The following is a 22366-nucleotide window of genomic DNA, read 5'->3' on the forward strand; positions in this document are numbered from 1 at the left end:
TTTTGCTTATGCGAATTGAAATCATTATTATTGCAGCCCCGAAAATGCCCGGACCTCCGCCATGAAGCGCAACGCCGCCGGTCTCCCGCTCAGCTACCGCCTGGCCGTGGCCTCACGCTGCCTGGCTGCAACGCTGGGCGGTTATCTGCTGGCATCCATGGCCAGTGTCAGCATCGCCCTGCTGGCGCCCTTGCCACGGGTCGACGCGACCCTCACAGGCTTGCTGTTGTCGTTCGTCTTCTACGTGCTGGCGTTCATCTGGTGCTTCGCTTGCCGTAGCGCCTGGCGTGCCTGGTGGGGCGTGCTGTTGCCAAGCGTGCTGCTGGGCGTGGTCAGCGGTTTTGCCTACTGGATGAAAAACCCATGAAAGAAGGCTTTCGCCAGGCCATGGCCTGGTTGCACACCTGGACCGGCCTGATCTTCGGCTGGTTGCTGTTCGCCATCTTCCTCACCGGCACGCTTTCGTACTTCAAGGACGAGATCAACCACTGGACCCAGCCCGAGGTGCGCAGCCATGCGCTCGACCCGGTAAACAGCTTGGGCTTGGCCCAGCGCTACCTGGAGGCCAACGCCGCGCACGCCAGCAACTGGATGATCCGCTTGCCCAACGCGCGCGAGGCGGCGCTGAACGTGGGCTGGCGCGACCCCGAGGCGGGGCGCCGCGGCTTTGTCAGCAAAAGCCTCGATGCGCAGACTGGCCAGCCAGTCGAGGCGCGCGATAGCCGTGGCGGCGAATTCTTCTACCGCTTCCACTTCCAGCTGGAGATGCCGTACCCGTTCGGCCGTTGGCTGTCGACGTTCTGTGCCTTCATCATGCTGCTGGGCTTGGTTACCGGGATCATCACCCACAAGAAGATCTTCAAAGAGTTTTTCACCTTCCGCCCTGGCAAAGGCCAGCGCTCCTGGCTGGACGGGCACAACGCAATCGGCGTGCTGGTGCTGCCGTTCCACCTGATGATCAGCTACAGCAGCCTGGTGCTGTTCATGTACATGGTGATGCCTGCCGGCATTCTGGCCAGCTATGGCGGCAATACCGGCGAGTACTTCAACGAGCTGTTCGGCCGCGACGATGCGCCCAAGGCTGCCAACGTCGCGACGCCCCTGGTGCCGTTGCCGACGCTGTACGCCAAAGTCGAGGAACTGGCGCCGGGTGCACGCATCGGTTTCATCCAGCTGCAAAACCCCGGTGACCGCAATGCCCGGGTCACCTTCACCCAGTCCTCTGCTGATAACGTCGCCTACCGGCGCAGCACCCACTGGACCTTCGATGGCGCCAGCGGCGCGCTGCTGACCCAAGGTGCACCGGAGAGCGGGGCGATGATGACGGCCTTCAGTTTTGCCGGCCTGCACATGGGCAATTTCGCCGGGCCCTGGCTGCGTTGGTTGTACTTTGTCTTCGGCGTGGCCGGCACAGCAGTCATCGGCACAGGGTTGGTGATGTGGCTGGGCAAGCGTCAGCTCAAGCATGCCAAGAGCGCGCACATGCCCGGCGAATTGCGCTTGGTCGAGGTGCTCAACATTGCCAGCATGAGTGGCCTGCTGCTGGCGGTGGCAGGGTTCTTCTGGGCCAATCGGCTGATCCCTGTGGCTGTCGAGGGCCGCGCCGATTGGGAGGTCAACACGTTCTTCCTGGTCTGGGCACTGTCGCTGGTGCATGCCGTGCTGCGTTCCGGGCGCCGCGCCTGGGGCGAGCAACTGGCGCTGGGGGCGCTGGCCTTCGCCTTGCTGCCGCTGCTCAATGGCCTCACCACAGGCCAGGGCCTCGATCAGTCATTGCGGTCTGGCGACTGGGCCATGGCCGGGTTCGACCTCACGGCGCTGGCCACCGGCGTGTTCCTGGCCTGGACGGCCAGCAAAATGCTGCGCCCGGCAAAGCCTGTTACCAAGCGCGCCTCACGCGCGGCCCAAAAACCGACGGTCGAGGGCGGCGAGGTGAGCGGATGCTAGGTAGTGCGCTGATCGGCTTCGCGGGCTTCGTCGCCCTGTGCCTGGCCATGGAAAAACACTTCAATGAGCTGCTTGGGCGCAAACCACAGACGCAACAGCTGCGTGTGCTGCGCGTCGGTGGCTGGCTGCTGCTGGTGCTGTCGCTGGTACTCAGCGTGCACATGCGGGGCTGGGCGCATGGCCTGGTGGAATGGATAGCGGTGTTGATGGCGGGGGTGACCCTGTGGGTGTTCGCCCTGCCGTACCAGCCCCGCCTGTTGCTGGGCCTGGCCGCCGTCAGCGTGGTGCTCGGCCCGCTGTTGGCCGTGCTTGCTGTGTGACGCCTTGAGCGAGCCGGGTGACATGATCGAGCCAGACGCTGACAACACCGGCGGGCGTGCGCGCTTTGTTCAGGTGTTTCTGGCGCAGCGTGCGCGCATGGAGGCATTGGTCAGCCGCCGGGTCGGTTGCCGGGCCACGGCATCGGACCTGGTCCAGGAGTTGTTCCTGCGCTTCTGGCGCCGCCCCGAGGTCAAGGTGGAAGCACTGGACACCTACCTTTTGCGCTGCGCCGGCAACCTTGCCATCGACCACTTGCGCAGCGAAGGCAGCCGCGAGCGTGTGGCCGAAGCCACGCAAGCCGTGGATGAGCAGTCCAGTGCTGCAGAACCTGAGCAAGCCCTGGAGGTCGATCACGACCTGCAACGCATCGAGGCTGCGTTGCGTGCCTTGCCCGATCGCACGCGGCAGATCTTCCTGCTCAATCGTATCCACGGCTGCACGTACAGCGAGATCGCCACGGCCATGCAACTGTCCCAGAGCGCCGTTGAAAAGCATATGATGCGCGCCCTCGAAGCGTGCAAGGCGAGTGTCGCCGAGCCCGTTTCCACCCTACGCAGGCCAGGGAGCGCCCGTCGATGAGCCGTCCGAATCCGATCACTGCCGCGCAGTCACAGGCCGCGCTGCAGTGGCTGAGCCGCATCAACGAACAGCCTGAGCAAGCTCAAGGTGCGGCGTTCAAGCGTTGGTTGCTGGCCGACCCGGGGCATCGAGAGGCGTACGCACAGGCTCAGGCGCTGTGGCAGATGAGCGCGGCGCCAGCGGCGCGGTTGGCCGATGAAGAGCGTGAGGGCCTGCAAAAGTACCTGGATGCCATGGCCAAGGCGCCTGCCCGAGGCCGTTGGCGCCAACGCGTCGCCGCCTTGGCGGTTGCAGCCTGCCTGGTGCTGGCGGTTGGCACCGTGGGGGGTTGGCACCCTGGCTACTGGCTGCAGGACCTGCAGGCCGACTACAGCAGCGCCGGCAACGTCCGCCAGGTGACCCTGGCCGATCAATCGCAGGTGACACTAGATGCAGGCAGCGCAATCACGGTCGACTTCGCCCAGGGCGAGCGCCGTGTGCGGCTGCTGCGCGGGGCGGCGTTCTTCCAGGTCACCCACACCGGCGAGCCGTTTCTGGTCGCTGCCGCAGGCGGTGAGGTGCGGGTGCTGGGCACCCAGTTCGAGGTGCGTGAGCAGGGGGATGGCGCGCAGGTGACGGTGCGCAGTGGGCGGGTCGCGGTGACGCCAGGGCAAGGCGCGGTCGCCCGTGAACTGACGGCCAATCAGCAGCTGGCTTACGTTGACGGCCATGCGGCCAGCACCGTGAGCGTAGACAGCGAGAGCCGCCTGGCTTGGCGACAGGGCTGGCTGAATTACTACCAAGTGCCGCTGGCGCAGGTGGTCGAAGACCTCGGGCGCTACTACCCGGGGCGCATCCTGCTGCTCGAGGGTGAGTTGGGGCAGCGCAAGGTCAGTGGCAGTTTCCCGGTGCAAGCGCCTTTGGCAGCGCTCGATTCACTTGGCCATGTGATGGGCTTTTCCCGGCAGACCGTATTGGGGCGGTTGACGATTATCCGTTAGGCACCTGTACCAGAACCTGCGGGCTTGCCCGCGAAGAGGCAGGCCCAGGAAAAAAATTCAATTAACGGATGAGGTAACAGGACGTGGCATCCGTGTAATGAGTGGAAGTGCGATTCATTCGCAATCAACACCCACTTACAGGTCAGCGTCCATGAAGTTCACCCCGCGTTGCGTCCCCCTCTGGCTCGGCCTTTCGGTGTGCCCGGTCATCGCCATCGCACCGCTGGCCGGGGCGGCCGAGCAGGTACAGGCGTACACGTTTGCCCAGCCGAGCCAACCTTTGGCCCAGGCGCTCAATGCCTTCAGCCGAGCCACCGGCCAGAGCGTGGTGTACACCCTCGAGCTTCCTGGCCTGCAGGCACCTGCCCTCAACGGGACCTTCAGCGCAGAGCAGGCGCTGCAGCAATTGCTGGGCACTTCCGGCCTGGCCTGGCGCCGCGTCGATGCCCGCACCTTCACCCTCGAAGCCGTGAGCAGCGACGGTGCACTCAACCTGCAGGCCACCACCGTGACCTCGCAGTTGGACGCCTACAGCTATCAGCCCCCGGCCACGGCCTCGATCATGCGTGGCCAGGGCCCGAACCAGGACATCCCCCAGGCCATCAACGTGGTCCCGGCCCAGGTCATTCGCGACCAGGCCCCGCGCAACCTCGATGATGCCTTGACCAACGTCAGCGGCATTACCCAAGGCAACAACTTTGGCGGCACCTCCGACACCGTGATGAAGCGCGGCTTTGGCGACAACCGCGACGGTTCGATCATGCGTGACGGCATGCCCATCGTGCAGGGCCGCAGCCTTAATGCCAGCACCGAGCGGGTCGAAGTGCTCAAGGGCCCGGCCTCGCTGCTGTATGGCATCCAGGACCCAGGCGGGGTCATCAACGTGGTCAGCAAGCGCCCACAACTGCAGCAGTACAACGCCCTGACGGTGCGTGGCTCGACCTACGGCAGCGGCAAAAATGGCAGCGGTGGTGGTTTCGACAGCACCGGCGCACTCGGCGACAGCAACTTCGCCTACCGCCTGATCGTCGACCACGAAGATGAGGACTACTGGCGCAACTTCGGTGTGCACCGCGAATCGCTGGTAGCGCCGTCGCTGGCCTGGCTGGGCGAGGACACCCAGGTGGTGGTGGCGTACGAGCACCGTGAGTTTCTTTACCCGTTCGACCGCGGCACGGCCTTTGGCAGCAACGGCCACCCCTTGGACATTCCGGCCACGCGTCGCCTGGATGAGCCATTCAACGACATGGAAGGGCGCTCTGACCTGTATCGCCTAGAGGTCGACCATCAGTTGGCCGACGATTGGAAGCTGCATTTCGGCTACAGCTTCAACCGCGAGACCTACGACGCCAGCCAGGTCCGCGTGACGGGCGTCAACGAAGCCAAGGGCACGCTGACGCGCAGCATCGACGGCACGCACAACGCCATGAGCCGCGACCAGTTCGCCACCCTGAGCCTTGCGGGCAACGTCGAGCTGGGCGGCCTGCAGCATGACCTGTTGTTCGGACTCGATCACGAAGACCGCAAGGTATTTCGTGGCGACCTGATCCGCCAGACGGCGCAGTCTACCTTCAGCTATGAAAACCCGGTCTACGGCCAGGAAGTGGAGGGCAGCAGCGTGCGCGCCAGCGACAGCGACCAGACCGACAAACTGCGCACCGACGCGCTGTTCGTGCAGGACGCCCTGCACCTGGACGAGCACTGGATCCTGGTGGCCGGTGCGCGCTTCCAGCAGTTCGACCAATACGCCGGCCGCGGTCGCCCGTTCAAAGCCAATACCGACACTAGCGGCCAGGCCTGGGTGCCGCATGCCGGCATCGTCTACAAGGTCGATGACCAGCTGTCGTTCTATGGCAGCTACAGCGAGTCGTTCAAGCCCAACTCCAGCATTGCGCCGTTGACCGGCGGGGTGGTGCTGGATGCGTCGGTAGCGCCCGAAGAGGGCAAATCGTGGGAGCTGGGGGCCAAACTCGACATGCCTGGCAGCCTGACCGGCACCTTGGCGCTGTTCGACATCACCAAGCGCAATGTGCTGGTCGCCAACTTCGACACGGGTACCGGCGAGACGGTCTACAGCAATGCTGGCGAGGTCAATTCACGCGGTGTTGAGCTTGACCTGACTGGGCAACTCAGCGAGCGCTGGAGCCTGATCGGCAGTTATGCTTTTACCGATGCCAAGGTCACCAAAGACCCGGACCTTGAAGGCAACCGCCTGCAGAACGTGGCCAAGCACAGTGGCTCGCTTTCGGCGGTGTATGACTTTGGCCGTGTGTTCGGTGGCGACCGGCTGCGCTTTGGTGCTGGGGCCCGTTATGTGGGCGAGCGTTCGGGCAACTCGACCAACACTTTCGACCTGCCCAGCTATACCGTTGCTGATGCGTTTGCCACGTACGAGACCCAGCTCGACGAACACAACGTGCGCCTGCAGTTGAACGTGAAGAACCTGTTCGACAAGGTTTACTACAGCTCGGCAGTGAACCAGTACTTTGTCGCAGTTGGCGATGCGCGGCAGGTGAGCCTGTCCAGCACCTTCGAGTTCTAAGGGCTGAAGGCTGTGCGATAGTCGCCAGGCGTCGCTCCGAATGCCTGGCGGAAGCGGTTGCTGAAATGGCTGGCACTGGCAAACCCGCACAGCAACGCCACCTCTCCCAGCGGCAGGTGACCCAAGCGCAGCAACTGGCAAGCACGGTGCAGCCGTCGTGCCAGCAGGTACTGGTGTGGCGGCAAGCCGAAACTGGTGCGGAACATGCGCGCGAAGTGGTACTCGGAAAGGTTGCAGCGCAGGGCCAGTTCACCGAGGGTGATGGGCTGGTCCAGGTGCGCCTCGATGTACTCCACCAACTGCCGACGCAGGTTCGGCGCCAAGCCGCCTTTCAGGCGCAGCCCCTGACGTAGCCCAACCTGGCTGAGCACTGCGTGGTCGACGATTTCATGCGCCAGGCTGCTGGCCAACAGGCGCTCGCCGGGCTCGTCCCAGGCCAGGTTGATCAACTGGCGAAAGCGCGCCGACTGTAGCGGGTCATCGAGGAACGTCGCCTCCTGCAGCTGCAATTCCCGCGGCTCACGGTCCAGCAGGCGCACGCAACCCAGGGCGAACTGCGCCTCGCTGACGTACAGGTGCGCCAGGCGAATCGCGCCGTTGACCACCCAGTTCGACTCATGGCCGGCCGGCATGATGCACAGCTTGTTCGGTGCGCCCTTGTCGGCCGGTCGCTGGCGACGGAAGGTGCCGGTGCCATCGGCGATGTAGCACGACAGCGTGTGATGGCTGGGCGCCTGGTAATCGCGGGCATCGTCGCGGTTGCGCCACAGCGCCGCAGCCAAGCCGTCGCCCAGGTGCGCGCTCAGCTCCAGGCGTGCGTGGGGCGAGGCGTGCATGGCGTTGAAGACTTGCAGCTGGGAGAGTGGGGTCATGGGCGATTCCTCTGAGGCCATCGTACTGCGCTTGCGTTGCGCTGACAGCTACCTGGGTTGGAAAAGCGCAAGTTTGTGCAAGCGCAGGGCAGTGGCCAGGGGGAACACTGGGGGCCCTGGCGAGGGCTGCGCCCTCGTTCGCAGGCAAGCCAGCTCCTACAGGTACGGCGCCGTTTTCCTGTAGGCGCTGGCTTGCCTGCGATGGGCCGCAAGGCGGCCCCAGGTTGTATGGTCGAACGCCTGAGGAGGCCCCACCTGTGAACCTGTCCCTGTACCTGCTCACCGTCCTGATCTGGGGCACCACCTGGATCGCCCTGAAACTGCAACTGGGTGTGGTCGCCATCCCGGTGTCCATCGTCTACCGCTTCGCTTTGGCCGGCCTGATCCTGTTCGCCATCCTGTTGCTCACCCGCCGCCTGCAACCCATGAACCGCCGCGGCCACGTGATCTGCCTGGCCCAAGGCCTGTGCCTGTTCTGCGTCAACTTCATGTGCTTCCTCACCGCCAGCCAGTGGATCGCCAGCGGCCTGATCGCCGTGGTGTTCTCCACCGCGACCCTGTGGAACGCACTCAACGCCCGGGTGTTCTTTGGCCAGAAGATCGCTGCCAACGTGCTGGGTGGCGGAGCACTGGGGCTGCTGGGCCTGGGCCTGCTGTTCTGGCCCGAACTGTCCCACCATGCCGCCAGCCGCGAAACCCTGTACGGCCTCGGCTTGGCCTTGTTCGGCACGCTGTGCTTCTCGGCCGGCAACATGCTGTCGAGCATGCAGCAGAAAGCAGGGCTCAAGCCCATGACCACCAATGCCTGGGGCATGGTCTATGGCGCGGCGATGCTGACGGTTTATTGCCTGTTCAGCGGCATTCCCTTCGCCATGGAATGGAACACGCGTTACATCGGCTCGCTGATGTACCTGGTGATCCCGGGTTCGGTGATTGGCTTCACCGCCTACCTGACCCTGGTTGGGCGCATGGGGCCGGAGCGCGCGGCTTATTGCACGGTGCTGTTCCCGTTGGTGGCGTTGAATGTGTCGGCGTTTGCCGAGGGGTACCAATGGACGGCCCCAGCGTTGCTAGGGCTCGTCGCGGTCATGGCGGGGAATGTGCTGGTGTTTCGCAAGCCTAGGGTCAAGCCTGCAATGGTGTTGGCACGCTAAGGCGAACGGTCAGCCCTTCCACACCTGCGGGTTCACCAAATCCTGCGGCCGTTCGCCCAGCAGCGCCGCACGCAGGTTGTCCATCGCCCGGTTGGCCATGGCCTCGCGGGTTTCTGCGGTGGCCGAGCCGATGTGCGGCAGGGTCAGGGCGTTGGGCAGTTTGAACAGTGGAGAATCGCTCAGCGGTTCCTTCTCGTACACATCCAGGCCGGCACCGCGAATAGTGCCGGCCTGCAAGGCTTCGATCAGCGCTGCTTCATCGACCACCGGGCCGCGGGCGATGTTGATCAGGAAGGCGCTTGGCTTCATCAGCTTCAGCTCCCGTGCACCGATCAGCTTACGGGTGGCGTCCGACAACGGCACCACGATGCAGACGAAATCGGCTTCGGCCAGCAGTTGCTCCAGGCTGCGGAACTGCGCCCCCAGCTCTTGCTCCAGTGCGGCCTTGCGGCTGTTACCGGTATAGATGACCGGCATGTTGAACCCGAACCGGCCGCGGCGGGCAACGGCGGCGCCGATGTTGCCCATGCCGACGATGCCCAAAGTCTTGCCGTGCACATCGCTGCCGAAGTGCGCCGGGCCGACGGTGGCTTGCCACTGGCCGGCCTTGGTCCAGGCATCCAGCTCGGCCGTGCGCCGGGCGCAGCCCATGATCAGCGAGAAGCCCAGGTCTGCGGTGCTTTCGGTGAGTACGTCAGGGGTGTTGGTCAGGGCGATGCCGCGTTCATTGAAGTAGTCGACGTCATAGTTGTCGTAGCCGACCGAGACGCTGGAGACCACTTCAAGCTTGGCCGCGCCTTCGAGTTGCGCACGGCCAAGCTTGCGGCCGACGCCGATCAGGCCGTGGGCCTCGGGCAGGGCTTCGTTGAACTGGGCGTTGATGTCGCCGAGCTTGGGGTTCGGCAGGATTACGTTGAAGTCTTGTTGCAGGCGCTCGGCCATGGCCGGGGTGATGCGGCTGAAGGCCAGGACGGTCTTTTTCATCGGCAACTCTCTGCAAGGCTAGGGTGGACTGCCAGGCAGTTGACCGCGTTGCGGTCATTCGCAGCACAAGGCTGCTCCTACAAAAGTCGGTGTAGGAGCAGCCTTGTGCTGCGAATGGAGGGCATCGCCCTCCCATGGTCCTGGCGCTGGAAGCAATGGTTAGCAACCTACCATTGCTCCTCCCCTCAATGCAGCATGTTTCTCAGTTGGCGATCTGCACCTGATGGGTTTTCAGGTCTGCCTCATGCGCTGCCAGAATTTCCGGCAGCGAGTTGCGCAGGTACTCGACCCAGGTCTTGATCTTGGCATCCAGGTACTGGCGCGACGGGTAGATGGCGTACAGGTTCAGCTCTTGCAGCCGATACTCGGGCAGCACCCGCACCAGGCTGCCGTCGCGCAGCCCGTCGATGGCCGAATAGATCGGCAGCACGCCCACGCCCATGCCACTGCGGATCGCGGTTTTCATGGCGTCGGCGGTGTTCACCTGGAACGGCGAGCTGGTGATGTTGACCATTTCCTGGCCTTCCGGGCCGTCGAACAGCCACTTCTCCAGCGGGATCACCGGGCTGACCATGCGCAGGCAGGCGTGCTTGAGCAGGTCGGCAGGCTTGTGTGCGATGCCGTTGCGCACGATGTAGTCGGGCGAGGCGCAGACGATGCTGTAGGTGATCCCCAAGCGCTGCGACACGAAGCCCGAGTCCGGCAGCTCGGTGGCCAGCACGATGGACACGTCGTAGCCCTCGTCGAGCAGGTCCGGCACGCGGTTGGCCATGGTCAGGTCGAAGGTCACGTCCGGGTGCGATTCGCGGTAGCGGGCAATGGCATCGACCACGAAGTGTTGGCCCACCCCGGTCATGGAGTGAACCTTCAATTGCCCGGCCGGGCGGGCATGGGCGTCGCTGGCCTCGGCCTCGGCTTCTTCAACGTAGGTAAGAATCTGTTCGCAGCGCATCAGGTAGCGCTTGCCGGCCTCGGTCAGCGCGATGCGGCGGGTAGTACGGTTGAGCAGCCGAGTTTGCAGATGGGCTTCCAGATTGGAGACCGCCCGCGACACGTTCGCGGTGGTCGTATCCAGTTGCGCCGCGGCAGCCGTGAAGCTGCCAAGCTGGGCTACGCAACTGAAAGCACGCATATTTTGCAGGGTGTCCATGGGTCACTCTCAAGGTAGAGGACAAAATTGTGTCACGAAGTAACGACGAAGTTATTAAAAGATGCCTTCGACCAAAGGCTGATTATCGCGCGTTTGGTAACAAAGATTCGCAGGAATATGCGCTTATCGCCAGTCCTGCCGCCCCCTAGAATTGCCCGGCCCCTCCACCTCTTCCTCGGGAAATCGCAGCTGTGCCGCGTCGCATCATCAGAACGCTTCAAGTGTTCAGTGCCTGTGCCCTTACCCTCACCTTGAGCGGCTGTATCGGAACCTGGGGCATTGCCCCGCAAAGCAAGACATTACACGCCAATACCCTGACCACCGACGCGGCGATACGCGAAGCGGCCACCGACGCGCACTGGCCCGACCAGCAGTGGTGGCAGGCCTATCGCGACCCCCAGCTGAACCGTTGGATCGCACTGGCAGTCGAGGGCAGCCCGAACCTGGCCATGGCCCTGGCGCGGGTGCGTGAGGCCAAGGCCATGGCCGGTGTGGTCGAGTCGGCAGAAAAGCTGCAAGCCAACGGCCAGGCCACACTCAAGCGCCACAACTGGCCCGAGGATCAGTTCTACGGGCCTGGTGCGCTGTCGGGCGCCAATACCTGGGACAACAACGCCGCCATCGGTTTCAGCTATGCCCTCGACCTGTGGGGCCGCGAGCGCAATGCCAGCGAGCAGGCCGTGGACCAGGCGCACATGAGTGTGGCCGAGGCTCGCCAGGCGCAGCTCGAACTGCAGAACAACGTGGTGCGTGCCTATATCCAGCTAAGCCTGCACTTCGCCCAGCGCGATATCGTCAAGGCTGAACTGGAGCAACAGGAGCAGATCCTGGCCCTGGCCAAGCGTCGGCTGGACGCAGGCATCGGCACCCATTTCGAAGTCAGCCAGGCCGAAGCGCCGCTGCCCGAAACCCATCGCCAGCTCGACAGCCTTGACGAAGAGATCGCCCTGACCCGCAACCAGCTTGCTGCGCTGGCCGGCAAGGGGCCAGGGGAGGGCGCGCAGATCCAGCGCCCGACCCTGACCCTCGGCGCCCCGCTCACGCTGCCATCGGCGCTGCCCGCCGAGCTGGTCGGCCAGCGCCCGGACGTGGTTGCCAGCCGTTGGCAGGTGGCCGCGCAAGCCCGTGGCATCGACGTCGCGCATGCCGGCTTCTTCCCCAATGTCGACCTGGTCGGCAGCCTCGGTTTCATGGCCACCGGCGGCGGCCCGCTAGAGTTTCTCACCGGGCGCAAGTTCAACTACAACGTCGGCCCGGCAATCAGCCTGCCGGTCTTCGACGGCGGCCGCCTGCGCTCGCAACTGGGCGTCGCTTCAGCGGGCTATGACATGGCCGTCGCGCGCTACAACCAGGCCGTGGTCGGTGCGTTGAAGAACATCTCTGACCAGTTGATCCGCCGCGAGTCGATGAAAGAGCAATCGCACTTTGCCGCCGAATCGGTCGCCGCCGCGCAGAAGACCTACGACATCGCCATGGTCGCCTTCCAGCGTGGCCTGACCGACTACCTCAACGTGCTCAACGCGCAGACCTTGCTGTTCCGTCAGCAGCAGGTACAGCAGCAGGTGCAGGCCGCCCGCCTGATCGCCCATGCCGAGCTGGTCACCGCCCTTGGGGGTGGCCTGCAAGCGGGCAAGGACGTGCCGGAGCAAGAGCGCCAGGCCGCACCGAAAACCCCGGCCACCCTGGCCATTTTCGACAAGCAGCCGGATAACGCCGAATGAGTACCTCAAGCCTGCCCGTGCGCTGGCTGCAGAGCCTGGAGTGGCGCCGGGGCTTCTTTGCCTGGGCGCGCACCGATGGCGTGACCTGGGTCTACATCTTCAAGGTGCTGGCCGCCGCCTTCATCACCCTGTGGCTGGCCATGCGCCTGGAACTGCCGCAGCCGCGCACGGCAATGATCACCGTGTTCATCGTCATGCAGCCGCAAAGCGGCCACGTGTTCGCCAAGAGTTTCTACCGGGTGCTCGGCACCCTGGCAGGCTCGGCGATGATGGTCGCGCTGATCGCCATTTTCCCGCAGAACACCGAGCTGTTCCTGCCCAGCCTGGCCCTGTGGGTCGGCTTGTGTTCGGCAGGCGCGATGCGCTACCGCACCTTCCGCGCCTATGGCTTCGTGCTGGCCGGTTACACCGCGGCGATGATCGGCTTGCCGGTGCTGGAGCACCCCGACCAAGCCTTTATGGCGGCCGTGTGGCGGGTGCTGGAAATCGCCCTGGGGATTTTGGTTTCAACGTTCGTCAGCGCCGCGATCCTGCCGCAGTCGGCCAGCGCCGCCATGCGTAACGCCCTCTATCAGCGCTTTGGTGTGTTCGCCGGCGTGGTGGTCGAAGCCCTGCGCGGTGATAGCCAGCGCGACCGTTTTGAAAGCAGCAACGTGCGCTTCATCGCCGAGGCTGTGGGCCTTGAAAGCCTACGTAACGTCACCGCCTTCGAAGACCCGCACATGCGCAGGCGCAGTGGCCGGTTGGTGCGCATGAACAGCGAGTTCATGGCCATCACCACGCGCTTCAATGCCCTGCACCGGCTGCTCGAACGCCTGCGCGCCCGTGGCCCGCTGCAGATCGTCAGCGCCATCGAGCCGGGCCTGGACACCTTGGTTGAACTGCTTCAGCCCTACGTGGGCCGCGCCTTGACCGACTCCGACGCGCTGCGCCTGACGCTTGAGCTGGCCGCCTACAAGGAGGGCCTGCAAGCCCAGGTGCGTGGCTTGCGCGCCGAGTACCAGCAAACCAACCCCAGCGAGTCCGACCTGCTCGACTTCCACACTGCCTTCGAGCTGCTGTATCGCTTTGTCGACGAAATGTTCAGCTATGCCGAGACCCATGCCTCGCTGGCCGTGCACAAGCACGAGCGCGAGCAGTGGGACGAGCCCTATGTGGCGCAGACCAGCTGGCTGGTGTCGTTGGCTGCTGGCGTGCGCGCCTCGGCGGTGCTGTTGCTGCTGGGCAGTTACTGGTTGCTCAGCGACTGGCCCAGCGGCGCCATGATGACGCTGATCGCCACGGTCACCGTGGGCCTGTCGGCGGCCTCGCCCAACCCTAAGCGCATGTCATTCCAGATGGCCTGTGGCACGGCGATCGGGGCCTTCGTCGGGTTCTTCGAAACCTTCTTCGTGTTCCCCTGGATCGACGGATTCCCGCTGCTGTGCATGGTCCTGGCACCGGTCTTCGTGCTGGGGGCGTTCCTGTCTTCGCGGCCGGCTTACGCCGGTTACGGCATCGGTTTGCTGGTGTTTTTCGCCATCGGTTCGGTGCCCAACAACCTGACCGTCTACGACCCTTACACCTTCATCAACGACTACATCGGCATGGTCATCGGTATGTTCGTCTGCGCGGCGGCCGGGGCGATCATCCTGCCGCCCAACAGCCGCTGGCTGTGGAGCCGGCTGGAGCAGGAACTGCGTGAGCAGGTGCTGTTCGCCATCAGTGGCCGCTTGCGCGGCCTGGGTTCAGCCTTCGAGAGCCGCACCCGCGACCTGTTGCACCAAGCCTATGGCCTGGCTGCCGGCAAGCCGAAGGTGCAGAGCGAGCTGATGGGCTGGATGTTCACTGTGCTGGAAATCGGCCACGCCATCATCGAGCTGCGCAAGGAACAGGCCCGCGCCCCGATCCACCCGGCCTACGCCGAGTCGCAGCCATGGCGCCAGGCCATCCGCGTCATGGGCCGCGCCCTGGCGCGTTTGTTCCTGCAGCCCAGCGCCAGCAACCACGAGCGCGCACTGGTGGCGGTGGACCATGCCATCAGCCGCGTGCAGGCCACCGACGAACCCTTCGCCCGCCACTTCGACACCTCGGTGCTGCGCCGCGCGCAAAGCTACTTGCACTTCATCCGTTCTTCCCTGCTGGACCCACAGTCGCCGCTGGCACCGGCGAAAGGACTGCACCATGCCCCGTGAAATCATGCCCCGTGAAATCGCCTTCCATGGCGTGTACATGCCCACCATGACCTTGATGTTCCTGTTCGCCCTGGGCCTGGCCTGGGGCCTGGACCGCTTCATCGCCAGCCATGACGGCTACCGCTTTTTCTGGCACCCGGCGCTGCTGCGCCTGAGCCTGTTCGTCTGCCTTTTCGGCGCCCTCGCGCTGTCTGTCTACTGGTGAGAAACCTTCGATGAAAAAGTTCTTCAGCCTGATCGCCACCCTGCTGGTGCTGGTGGCCGCCGTGGCGATCGGCCGCCAGTTGTGGCTGCACTACATGACCACGCCATGGACCCGCGACGGGCGTGTGCGTGCCGACATCATCAACGTCGCTGCCGACGTGCCCGGCTACGTGGTGGGCGTGCCGGTCAAGGACAACCAGCGGGTGAAGAAGGGCGACCTGTTGATCCAGATCGACCCTGAGCACTACCAAATGGCCGTCGACCAGGCCAAGGCGCTGGTTGCCTCGCGCAAGGCCACCTGGGAAATGCGCAAGGTCAACGCCAAGCGCCGCGCCGACATGGACAACCTGGTGATCTCCAAGGAAAACCGCGACGACGCCAGCAACATCGCCAACTCGGCCCAGGCGGATTATCAACAGGCCCTGGCCGAACTGGCGGCCGCCGAGCTGAACCTCAAGCGCACGCATATCGTGGCCACGGTGGACGGTTATGTGACCAACCTGAACATCCACAAGGGCGACTATGCGCGCACCGGTGAGCCGGTGATGGCGGTGGTCGACGAGAACTCGTTCTGGGTTTATGGCTTCTTCGAAGAGACCAAGCTGCCGCACGTGAAAGTGGGTGACCAGGCCGAGTTGCAGATGATGAGCGGCGAGCGCATCAAAGGCCACGTAGAGAGCATCGCCCGCGGTATTTATGACCGCGACAACCCCCAGAGCCGCGAGCTGATCGCCGATGTGAACCCGACCTTCAACTGGGTGCGGTTGGCGCAGCGTGTGCCGGTGCGGATCCACATCGATGAAGTGCCGGAAGGGTTTTTGCTGGCGGCGGGGACGACGTGTACGGTGGTGGTGAAGCCTAGCGAGGAATGAATCCCGGTAGCGGCTTTCAGTCACATGCCAGTGAGAGCCGCACTAGGTGTTCAGTGAAGATTTAAATCTGTGTGTTGCCGCGCCTGCCTCTCGCAGTAACGCGTCCCAATCATCAGGAGGGTGGCCGGTGAGCAGCATCTTCTGGAAGACTTTGTAGGCATCGTCAGTGCGCTCGTAGGCCCGCTTGCTCGTCTCGTCATTTACCCATGCCAGGACGATTATCCTGCTGGGGGTGTGGTAGCGAAAGAACAGCCGGTATTGCTGAAAGAACTTCGCTCGAAACCAGTGCTTGTGGTCGCCTCCTAGCGCTGAACCTTGACGGTACTCAGGCTTGGTCGGGTCTTGCGGGATGACGTCAAACGCCAATCGTTTGATCGCGGCCAGCCGCTTGTACGCGTTCTTTTTCGTGTAGCCGATCGGGTCTTTCTGCAGCTGTGCCGCGACTTGCTCACTGAGCGCGTCCAGTTCGGCTAAGAACAGCGGGTGAGCAAATACAGTCCATCCATGAATAGTTAAAGGCTTCCTCGCATCACTCATTCATCTTCCGCCGATAGAGGTTGATCCAGGTCGATCTCGGCGTCGCCCACGAGGCTGTCGAGGCGAGCGATGAGGTCAGCATCGACAACTTGCAGACGTTGCGGATGGGTGGCGATATCGTGGGCCAGAAAATTCAGGAACTGGCCTAGCACAGGGTCGTCTTCGGTTGCCTCTGCGCGGGTGAGTATCACCTCCCCGTCGGGTTGAATCGAGTAATGGATCTTGTCACGCTTTTTCAAACCCAGCGCGCGACGCACTGTTTCGGGTACGGTTGTCTGGTAACGATCGGTCAGGGTGGATTCAACTTCGAAGGTGGCGGCCATGGCCATATCCTTTGCATTGCAACAATGAATGCAAGGTAATGCGATTGCATTGCGCGGTCAATGCAGTGCATTGGGGAGCTGATGAATGGTTCAGGCCGCGCCCACCAATACCGGCACGTCTACCCGGTCAATCACCTTCGCGCTGATCGAAGGATCCAGCAACCGCCCCAATCGTGACAGGTGGCGATGACCCATGATGATCAGTCCGCAACGCAGATCTTGCGCCTTGCTGACGATGGCCTCGACCGGCTGCCCGGCCACCATGCAGCCCTGGCTGGTGAAGCCGGCGTCCTGCAACTCGCGCACGGCCTTGGCTACGGCGTGGTCGGCATGCTGCTGCTCCTCGCAGGCGGCGGGGTATTCCTCCAGTTCTTCGGTGGTGTAGGGCGCGGGTTGCTCGTGCACGGCGAAGGTGCTGTCGATGGCCAGCAGCACATGCAGCTCGTGTTCGCCGGGGCGGCAGTAGCGGCGGGCGAGGGTGAGCAGGGCGAAGGATGCGGGGGAGGCGTCGATGGCGATGAGGACCGGGGTGGGCATGGGAATCCTTGTCGAAGCTAAATGATGTGCTGGCTGTACCGGCCTCTTCGCGGGGCAAGCCCGCTCCCACAGGTTGGCCGCACAAACCTCGGGCATTGCGGGGTACCTGTGGGAGCGGGCTTGCCCCGCGAAGAGGCCGGTACAGCCACTGCATCACTTATGGCCCATCCAAAGCCCAGAATAAATGCCCCACCACGCACGACCTTATTGCGTCTGACGCAATCCACCAACCTGCTACCATCGCCTTTCCCACAATCGCCACGGAAAACGGCCATGCAACTCCCGGACATGAACCTGCTCGTCGCCCTCGACGCCTTGCTTGACGAAGGCAGTGTGGTGGGCGCCGCGCAGCGCATGAACCTGAGCCCGGCCGCCATGAGCCGGACCCTGGGGCGCATTCGCGATGCCTTGGGCGACCCGATCCTGGTGCGCGCTGGCCGTGGCCTGGTGCCGACACCCCGTGCGCTGGCGCTGCGCGAGCAGGTGCATGGGCTGGTGGAGCAGGCCGGGCAGGTGTTCCGCAGCCGTGACGATGTCGACCTGGTCAACCTGGACCGGGCCTTCAATATCCGCACCAACGACCTGTTCATCGCCCTGTACGGCGCCCAGCTGTTGCGCATGATGCTGGCCCAGGCACCGCGTACGGTGCTGCGTTTCGTGCCCGAGGGCAGTGGCGACGATGATGCGGTGCTGCGCAACGGGCATATCGACCTGATCATCAGCTCGGCCGTCGAGCTGGGCCCGGAAATCAAGGTGCAGAGCCTGTTCAACACCTACTTCGTAGGGCTGGCGCGCGAGGGCCACCCAATCTTCGATGCCGAGATTACCCCTGAGCGGTTCGCCGCCTACCCGCAGATCAGCGTGTCGCGCCGTGGCCGGGCCAATGGGCCGATCGATGTGGCATTGGCCAACCACAAGGTCGAACGGCGGGTGGCGCTGATCACCACGAGCTTCCACTCGGCGATGTTTTCGCTGCCGGATTCGGACCTGATCCTGCCGATCCCGGCCAACATCCTCAACAGTGTGCAGCGCTTGAAACTGCCCCTGCGCTCGTTCGAGATCCCGGTGCCGTTGGAGAAGGTCAACGTCAAGCAGGCCTGGCACCCGCGGTTCGACAATGACCCGGCACACCGCTGGCTGCGCCAGACGTTGAAGGCGTGTGGCAGCTTCGACCCGTAACAGAGGCCGATTGCGTTTGGCGCAATATAAACCTGCCAACAAGTCAGTTTTCGTAAGCATTCGACCTTCTTAGACTTGCTCCAGCCCTGAAATTGTTGCTGGAGATGTATTCCCATGAGTTCCCTGACCGCGCCTTCTGCTGCGCTGGCTGCCGCCCCCGCGCCGGCCGCCCCCGTGCAGACGGCATTCGGCCTGCAGGTGGTGGTGGGGTTGTTTGGGGTGTTGCTGGCCGTACTCTGTGCCGGCCTCAACGAGGCGGTGACCAAGATCTCGCTGGCCGATATCCGCGGCGCCATGGGCATCGGTGCCGACGAAGGCGCCTGGCTGCTGGCTGCGTACAGCGCGGCTTCGGTGTCGGCGATGGCCTTCGCACCCTGGCTTGCCACGACCTTTTCCCTGCGCCGCTTCACGTTGTCTGCCATTGGCGTGTTCGCCGTGCTGGGCCTGCTGCAACCGTTCGCCCCCAACCTGCACAGCCTGATGCTGCTGCGGGTGCTGCAAGGCTTTGCCTCGGGCGCCTTGCCGCCGATGCTGATGAGTGTCGCGCTACGTTTTCTGCCACCGGGCATCAAGGTCTATGGCCTGGCCTGCTATGCCCTGACCGCCACCTTCGGGCCGAACCTCGGCACACCGCTGGCGGGCCTGTGGACCGAGTATGTCGGCTGGCAGTGGGCCTTCTGGCAGATCATCCTGCCGTCGCTGCTTGCGATGTTCTGTGTCGGCTGGGGCCTGCCCCAGGACCCGTTGCGCCTGGAGCGCTTCAAACAGTTCGACTGGCGTGGCGTGCTGCTGGGCCTGCCGGCCATCAGTTGCATCGTCCTCGGCCTGTCGCTGGGTGACCGCTGGGGCTGGTTCGACTCGCCGCTGATCTGCTGGCTGCTGGGCGGCGGCCTGCTGTTGCTGGTGCTGTTCCTGTACAACGAGTGGTCCGAACCGCTGCCGTTCTTCCAGTTGCGCATGCTCTCGCGGCGCAACCTGAGCTTCGCCCTGGTGACCTTGGCCGGTGTGCTGATCGTGCTCTCCGGGGTGAGCAGCATTCCGTCGGCGTACTTGGCGCAGATCCAGGGCTACCGGCCGGCGCAGACCAGCCCGCTGATGATGCTGGTGGCCATGCCGCAACTCATCGCCCTGCCGCTGACCGCAGCGCTGTGCAACATCCGCGCGGTGGACTGCCGCTGGGTACTGGCGATGGGGCTCGGCATGCTGGCGCTGTCGTGCGTGGGCAGCAGCCTGTTGACCTCCGAGTGGATACGCGGCGATTTCTACCCGTTTTATCTGTTGCAGGTGTTTGGCCAGCCGATGGCCGTGCTGCCGCTGCTGATGCTCTCCACCAACGGCATGACCCCGCAGGAGGGCCCGTTCGCCTCGGCCTGGTTCAACACGGTCAAGGGGCTGTCGGCGGTGATTGCCGGCGGCTTGCTGGATGTCTTGGGCACCGTGCGCCGGCATTTCCATTCCAACCACCTGGTCGACAGCCTGGGCAATGCGCCGCTGATCGATGACAGCGCCGCCGGCCTTGCCCGGCGCATTCATGAACAGGCCCAGGTACTGACCTCGGCCGACCAGTACTTGGTGATGGCGTGCATCGCCGTCGCGTTGATCTGCCTGATTCCCTTTGTGCCTACCCGGATCTTCCCGCCGCGTGCGGTGGCTTGAGCCCGTGACTGAATTCGAGACTTAGAAATGACCAACAACCGCAAAACACTTTTCATCGGCTCGGTGCTCGCCGTGGCCGTGCTGGCCGGCATCGTCGGGCCTTGGATGCTGGGCAGCGATCACCGCCAGCGCACCAACGACGCCTATGTGATCGCCGATTACACCGTGGTCGCGCCCAAAGTCGCAGGCTTTATCAAAGAGGTGCTGGTCGAGGACAACCAGCAAGTCACGGCAGGCCAGTTGCTCGCGACCCTCGATGCCCGCGACTACCAAGCCGCGCTCGACGCAGCCCAGGCGCAATTGCTGGTGGCCAAGGCGCAGAGCGCCGATGCCCGCGCCACGCTGGAGCGACAGGCCGCCTTGATTGCCCAGGCCGAAGCCGCCGTGAAAGCCGCCCAGGCCGAAGCGGCGTTTGCCGATCATGAAGTCAACCGCTACAGCCGGCTGGCCGAGCAAGGTGCCGGCACCGTGCAGAACGCCCAGCAGGCGCGCAGCGGGGTCGACCAGGCCCGTGCGCGCCTGGCCAATACCCAGGCCGCGTTGGTGGCCGCACGCAAGCAGGTGGACATCCTCAGCGCCCAGGTGGCCAGCGCCGATGGCCAGCTCAAACGGGCCGAAGCGGGTCTGGAGAAAGCCCAGCTCGACCTGTCCTACACGCGCATCATCGCACCGGTGGACGGCATGGTCGGCGAGCGCGCCTTGCGTGTCGGCGCCTATGTCAATCCGGGGGCTCGGCTGTTGTCGGTGGTGCCGTTGCAGCAGGCGTATGTGGTTGGCAACTTCCAGGAAACCCAGCTGACCCATGTGCAGCCCGGCCAACCGGTCAGCATCAGTGTCGATACCTTCTCGGGCGAGCAACTGCATGGCCATGTCGAGAGCATCGCGCCGGCCACCGGTGTGACGTTCGCGGCGGTCAAGCCGGACAATGCCACCGGTAACTTCACCAAGGTGGTGCAGCGCATCCCCGTGAAGATCGTGTTCGATGACGGCCAGCCGCTGCTTGCACGGCTGCGCGTGGGCATGTCGGTGGAAGCCACCATCGATACCCGCGGCGACAAACTCGAAGGCAAAGAGGTGAGCGCGCGATGAAACCGGCCTTTCGCTTGAGCCCGGTGTTGCTGGCGTTGCTGATGGCCGGCTGTACCCTCGGGCCAGATTTCAAACGCCCGGACAGCCAGGCCCCACAACAGTGGGCAGGCTTGCAAGGCGAGGCTGCGGCCAGTCAGCCGCAGGCCGAACCCCTGGAACTGCGCTGGTGGGAGAGCTTCCACGATGCCCGGCTCAGCGCGCTGATCCAGCGGGTCGCCGAACGCAACCTGGACTTGCAGATGGCCAGTGCGCGGCTGCTGCAAAGCCGTGCCTTGCGCAGTACGGTAGCAGCGGATGAAGCGCCGTCGGTCGATGTGAACGCTGGCTACAGCCGCGCTCGCAACAGCGCCGAAGGGCTGAGTGACCCCTCGGGCCACGCGGGCAAATCGGCATTCAACCTGTGGCAGGGTGACCTGGTCGCGGGGTGGGAGCTGGACCTCTGGGGCCGAGTACGCCGGCAAGTGGAGGCTGCCGATGCGACGGTCGAAGTGGCCGAGAACGACCGCCGTGGCGTGTTGTTGGCGCTGTTGTCGGAAACCGCCGGCAACTACATTCAGCTGCGTGCGGTGCAGCACACCCTGGATGTCACCCGTGACAACCTGAAGGTGGCGCAGCACAGCCTGAAGTTGTCCGAGAATCGCCAGGCCGAAGGGGTCGCCACCCGCCTCGACGTAGCCCAGGCCAGTGCCCAGGTTGCCTCCATCGAAGCCCGCCTGCCCAGCCTTGAGGCCAAGCGCGACGACCTGATCAACGCCCTCAGCCTGCTCGCGGCCGAGCCGCCCCGCAGCCTTCAGGCACAGTTGCTCGAAGGGGGTGAACTGCCCGCGCCCCAGCAGCAGTTCGCCATTGGCCTGCCGTCGGAGTTGGCCGAGCGCCGGCCGGACATTCGCCTGGCCGAGGCGCGCCTGCATGCGGCCACCGCCAGTATCGGCGTGGCCAAGGCCGACTTCTACCCGAGCATTCGGCTGTCGGGCAGCCTGGGCTTCCAGGCCATGCAGCTGTCTGACTTCGGCGGCTGGGACTCGCGCCGCTTCGCCTTTGGCCCGCAACTGTCACTGCCGATTTTTGAAGGTGGGCGGCTCAAAGGCACGCTGGAACTGCGTGAGGCGCAGCAGCAGGAAGCCGCGCTCAACTACCGCAAGGTGGTGCTCGGTGCCTGGCATGAAATCGACGATGTGCTGCGCCTGTATAACGCCAGCCAATTGCGTCGCGACCATTTGGCCGAGGCGGTGCGGCAGAACCGCATCGCCTTGGAGACTGCCCAGCGCCAGTATGTGGAAGGGGCGGTGGACTTTCTCAATGTGCTGACCGTGCAAGGGGCGTTGCTGGCCAGCGAAGAGCAGTGGATCGACAGCTCGGCGGCGGTTTCCCAGGCGTTAGTGGGGCTGTACAAGGCGCTGGGTGGGGGTTGGCAGGCGTTTGATACACAGCCTGCGAACAAGGTTTGATAGGTGTTGTGGCTGTACCGGCCTCTTCGCGGGTAAACCCGCTCCCACAGGTACCGTACAGATTTTGAGCACTGTGCAGTACCTGTAGGAGCGGGTT

21 protein-coding genes are annotated in these 22366 nt (G+C 64.2%); 15 read left to right on the forward strand and 6 right to left on the reverse strand.

Features of this window, described 5'->3' with window-relative positions; genetic code table 11:
- Positions 1-61: 61 nt before the first annotated feature.
- The 6 genes from AB7M33_RS13205 to AB7M33_RS13230 all read left to right on the forward strand — a co-directional run bounded on the left by AB7M33_RS13205 (position 62) and on the right by AB7M33_RS13230 (position 6369).
- A complete protein-coding gene (locus AB7M33_RS13205) occupies positions 62-367 on the forward strand; it encodes a DUF3649 domain-containing protein (protein WP_027595273.1) in 306 nt (101 codons plus the stop codon).
- The gene (locus AB7M33_RS13210; protein WP_099430409.1) at positions 364-1947 is read left to right on the forward strand and encodes a PepSY-associated TM helix domain-containing protein; all 1584 of its coding nucleotides are present in this window, start codon (positions 364-366) and stop codon (positions 1945-1947) included. The genes AB7M33_RS13205 and AB7M33_RS13210 overlap by 4 nt, the downstream gene beginning before the upstream one ends.
- Positions 1941-2267 carry a DUF3325 domain-containing protein gene (locus AB7M33_RS13215; RefSeq protein WP_454242954.1) on the forward strand — a complete coding sequence of 109 codons (327 nt, stop codon included), beginning with the start codon at positions 1941-1943 and terminating at the stop codon, positions 2265-2267. The genes AB7M33_RS13210 and AB7M33_RS13215 overlap by 7 nt, the downstream gene beginning before the upstream one ends.
- 22 nt (positions 2268-2289) lie before the next feature.
- The gene (locus tag AB7M33_RS13220; RefSeq protein WP_085273957.1) at positions 2290-2847 is read left to right on the forward strand and encodes an RNA polymerase sigma factor; all 558 of its coding nucleotides are present in this window, start codon (positions 2290-2292) and stop codon (positions 2845-2847) included.
- The gene (locus AB7M33_RS13225; RefSeq protein WP_454242955.1) at positions 2844-3827 is read left to right on the forward strand and encodes a FecR family protein; all 984 of its coding nucleotides are present in this window, start codon (positions 2844-2846) and stop codon (positions 3825-3827) included. The genes AB7M33_RS13220 and AB7M33_RS13225 overlap by 4 nt, the downstream gene beginning before the upstream one ends.
- A gap of 151 nt (positions 3828-3978) precedes the next feature.
- The gene (locus AB7M33_RS13230; protein ID WP_454242956.1) at positions 3979-6369 is read left to right on the forward strand and encodes a TonB-dependent siderophore receptor; all 2391 of its coding nucleotides are present in this window, start codon (positions 3979-3981) and stop codon (positions 6367-6369) included.
- On the opposite strand, the gene AB7M33_RS13235 is transcribed toward AB7M33_RS13230, so the two are convergent.
- Entirely contained in the window at positions 6366-7241 is an 876-nt protein-coding gene (locus AB7M33_RS13235; RefSeq protein WP_454242957.1) for a helix-turn-helix domain-containing protein, read from the reverse strand. The genes AB7M33_RS13230 and AB7M33_RS13235 overlap by 4 nt on opposite strands.
- A gap of 257 nt (positions 7242-7498) precedes the next feature.
- Here AB7M33_RS13235 and AB7M33_RS13240 point away from each other — a divergent pair, with 257 nt between their 5' ends.
- Entirely contained in the window at positions 7499-8395 is an 897-nt protein-coding gene (locus AB7M33_RS13240; RefSeq protein ID WP_454242958.1) for a DMT family transporter, read from the forward strand.
- A gap of 9 nt (positions 8396-8404) precedes the next feature.
- On the opposite strand, the gene AB7M33_RS13245 is transcribed toward AB7M33_RS13240, so the two are convergent.
- Both AB7M33_RS13245 and AB7M33_RS13250 read right to left on the reverse strand, forming a co-directional pair.
- Positions 8405-9379 carry a 2-hydroxyacid dehydrogenase gene (locus AB7M33_RS13245; RefSeq protein ID WP_099455277.1) on the reverse strand — a complete coding sequence of 325 codons (975 nt, stop codon included), beginning with the start codon at positions 9377-9379 and terminating at the stop codon, positions 8405-8407.
- Positions 9380-9581: 202 nt separating this feature from the next.
- Complete coding sequence (locus AB7M33_RS13250; protein WP_027595283.1) at positions 9582-10529, reverse strand: LysR family transcriptional regulator; 948 nt, start codon at positions 10527-10529, stop codon at positions 9582-9584.
- Between the two features lie 191 nt (positions 10530-10720).
- On the opposite strand from AB7M33_RS13250, the gene AB7M33_RS13255 reads away from it, so the two are divergent.
- The 4 genes from AB7M33_RS13255 to AB7M33_RS13270 are packed head-to-tail and all read left to right on the forward strand — an operon-like array spanning position 10721 to position 15500.
- A complete protein-coding gene (locus AB7M33_RS13255; RefSeq protein ID WP_454242959.1) occupies positions 10721-12250 on the forward strand; it encodes an efflux transporter outer membrane subunit in 1530 nt (509 codons plus the stop codon).
- Complete coding sequence (locus AB7M33_RS13260; RefSeq protein WP_027595285.1) at positions 12247-14424, forward strand: FUSC family protein; 2178 nt, start codon at positions 12247-12249, stop codon at positions 14422-14424. The genes AB7M33_RS13255 and AB7M33_RS13260 overlap by 4 nt, the downstream gene beginning before the upstream one ends.
- A gap of 4 nt (positions 14425-14428) precedes the next feature.
- The gene (locus AB7M33_RS13265) at positions 14429-14629 is read left to right on the forward strand and encodes a DUF1656 domain-containing protein (protein ID WP_027595286.1); all 201 of its coding nucleotides are present in this window, start codon (positions 14429-14431) and stop codon (positions 14627-14629) included.
- Between the two features lie 10 nt (positions 14630-14639).
- The gene (locus AB7M33_RS13270; RefSeq protein ID WP_027595287.1) at positions 14640-15500 is read left to right on the forward strand and encodes an efflux RND transporter periplasmic adaptor subunit; all 861 of its coding nucleotides are present in this window, start codon (positions 14640-14642) and stop codon (positions 15498-15500) included.
- Between the two features lie 42 nt (positions 15501-15542).
- On the opposite strand, the gene AB7M33_RS13275 is transcribed toward AB7M33_RS13270, so the two are convergent.
- From AB7M33_RS13275 to AB7M33_RS13285, 3 genes are all read right to left on the reverse strand, one after another.
- Entirely contained in the window at positions 15543-16037 is a 495-nt protein-coding gene (locus AB7M33_RS13275) for a type II toxin-antitoxin system YhaV family toxin (protein WP_186702492.1), read from the reverse strand.
- Complete coding sequence (locus AB7M33_RS13280) at positions 16034-16360, reverse strand: type II toxin-antitoxin system PrlF family antitoxin (protein WP_027595289.1); 327 nt, start codon at positions 16358-16360, stop codon at positions 16034-16036. Before AB7M33_RS13280 ends, AB7M33_RS13275 begins: the two co-directional genes overlap by 4 nt.
- 90 nt (positions 16361-16450) lie before the next feature.
- Positions 16451-16897: a universal stress protein gene (locus AB7M33_RS13285; protein ID WP_454242960.1), complete on the reverse strand. Its 447-nt coding sequence runs from the start codon at positions 16895-16897 to the stop codon at positions 16451-16453.
- A gap of 273 nt (positions 16898-17170) precedes the next feature.
- On the opposite strand from AB7M33_RS13285, the gene AB7M33_RS13290 reads away from it, so the two are divergent.
- From AB7M33_RS13290 to AB7M33_RS13305, 4 genes are all read left to right on the forward strand, one after another.
- The gene (locus tag AB7M33_RS13290) at positions 17171-18076 is read left to right on the forward strand and encodes a LysR family transcriptional regulator (RefSeq protein WP_099430398.1); all 906 of its coding nucleotides are present in this window, start codon (positions 17171-17173) and stop codon (positions 18074-18076) included.
- Between the two features lie 114 nt (positions 18077-18190).
- Positions 18191-19732, forward strand: a complete 1542-nt coding sequence (locus AB7M33_RS13295) for an MFS transporter (protein WP_265968542.1) — start codon at positions 18191-18193, stop codon at positions 19730-19732.
- Between the two features lie 27 nt (positions 19733-19759).
- Entirely contained in the window at positions 19760-20821 is a 1062-nt protein-coding gene (locus AB7M33_RS13300; protein WP_099430396.1) for an HlyD family secretion protein, read from the forward strand.
- Positions 20818-22269 (forward strand): efflux transporter outer membrane subunit, encoded by a 1452-nt coding sequence (locus AB7M33_RS13305; RefSeq protein ID WP_454242961.1) that lies wholly within the window; start codon positions 20818-20820, stop codon positions 22267-22269. Before AB7M33_RS13300 ends, AB7M33_RS13305 begins: the two co-directional genes overlap by 4 nt.
- The last annotated feature ends 97 nt before the right edge of the window (positions 22270-22366 follow it).

It is taken from the genome of Pseudomonas sp. Y3 TE3536, from assembly GCF_053629175.1.

Bases quoted from the DNA above. Each gene is read 5' to 3' on its own strand.
- AB7M33_RS13280 (WP_027595289.1), bottom strand. From the start codon at position 16,360: ATGGCCGCCACCTTCGAAGTTGAATCCACCCTGACCGATCGTTACCAG.
- AB7M33_RS13220 (WP_085273957.1), top strand. From the start codon at position 2,290: ATGATCGAGCCAGACGCTGACAACACCGGCGGGCGTGCGCGCTTTGTT.
- AB7M33_RS13215 (WP_454242954.1), top strand. From the start codon at position 1,941: ATGCTAGGTAGTGCGCTGATCGGCTTCGCGGGCTTCGTCGCCCTGTGC.
- AB7M33_RS13235 (WP_454242957.1), bottom strand. From the start codon at position 7,241: ATGACCCCACTCTCCCAGCTGCAAGTCTTCAACGCCATGCACGCCTCG.
- AB7M33_RS13260 (WP_027595285.1), top strand. From the start codon at position 12,247: ATGAGTACCTCAAGCCTGCCCGTGCGCTGGCTGCAGAGCCTGGAGTGG.
- AB7M33_RS13210 (WP_099430409.1), top strand. From the start codon at position 364: ATGAAAGAAGGCTTTCGCCAGGCCATGGCCTGGTTGCACACCTGGACC.
- AB7M33_RS13270 (WP_027595287.1), top strand. From the start codon at position 14,640: ATGAAAAAGTTCTTCAGCCTGATCGCCACCCTGCTGGTGCTGGTGGCC.
- AB7M33_RS13225 (WP_454242955.1), top strand. From the start codon at position 2,844: ATGAGCCGTCCGAATCCGATCACTGCCGCGCAGTCACAGGCCGCGCTG.
- AB7M33_RS13275 (WP_186702492.1), bottom strand. From the start codon at position 16,037: ATGAGTGATGCGAGGAAGCCTTTAACTATTCATGGATGGACTGTATTT.
- AB7M33_RS13265 (WP_027595286.1), top strand. From the start codon at position 14,429: ATGCCCCGTGAAATCGCCTTCCATGGCGTGTACATGCCCACCATGACC.
- AB7M33_RS13245 (WP_099455277.1), bottom strand. From the start codon at position 9,379: ATGAAAAAGACCGTCCTGGCCTTCAGCCGCATCACCCCGGCCATGGCC.
- AB7M33_RS13250 (WP_027595283.1), bottom strand. From the start codon at position 10,529: ATGGACACCCTGCAAAATATGCGTGCTTTCAGTTGCGTAGCCCAGCTT.
- AB7M33_RS13205 (WP_027595273.1), top strand. From the start codon at position 62: ATGAAGCGCAACGCCGCCGGTCTCCCGCTCAGCTACCGCCTGGCCGTG.
- AB7M33_RS13290 (WP_099430398.1), top strand. From the start codon at position 17,171: ATGCAACTCCCGGACATGAACCTGCTCGTCGCCCTCGACGCCTTGCTT.
- AB7M33_RS13305 (WP_454242961.1), top strand. From the start codon at position 20,818: ATGAAACCGGCCTTTCGCTTGAGCCCGGTGTTGCTGGCGTTGCTGATG.
- AB7M33_RS13285 (WP_454242960.1), bottom strand. From the start codon at position 16,897: ATGCCCACCCCGGTCCTCATCGCCATCGACGCCTCCCCCGCATCCTTC.
- AB7M33_RS13295 (WP_265968542.1), top strand. From the start codon at position 18,191: ATGAGTTCCCTGACCGCGCCTTCTGCTGCGCTGGCTGCCGCCCCCGCG.
- AB7M33_RS13300 (WP_099430396.1), top strand. From the start codon at position 19,760: ATGACCAACAACCGCAAAACACTTTTCATCGGCTCGGTGCTCGCCGTG.
- AB7M33_RS13230 (WP_454242956.1), top strand. From the start codon at position 3,979: ATGAAGTTCACCCCGCGTTGCGTCCCCCTCTGGCTCGGCCTTTCGGTG.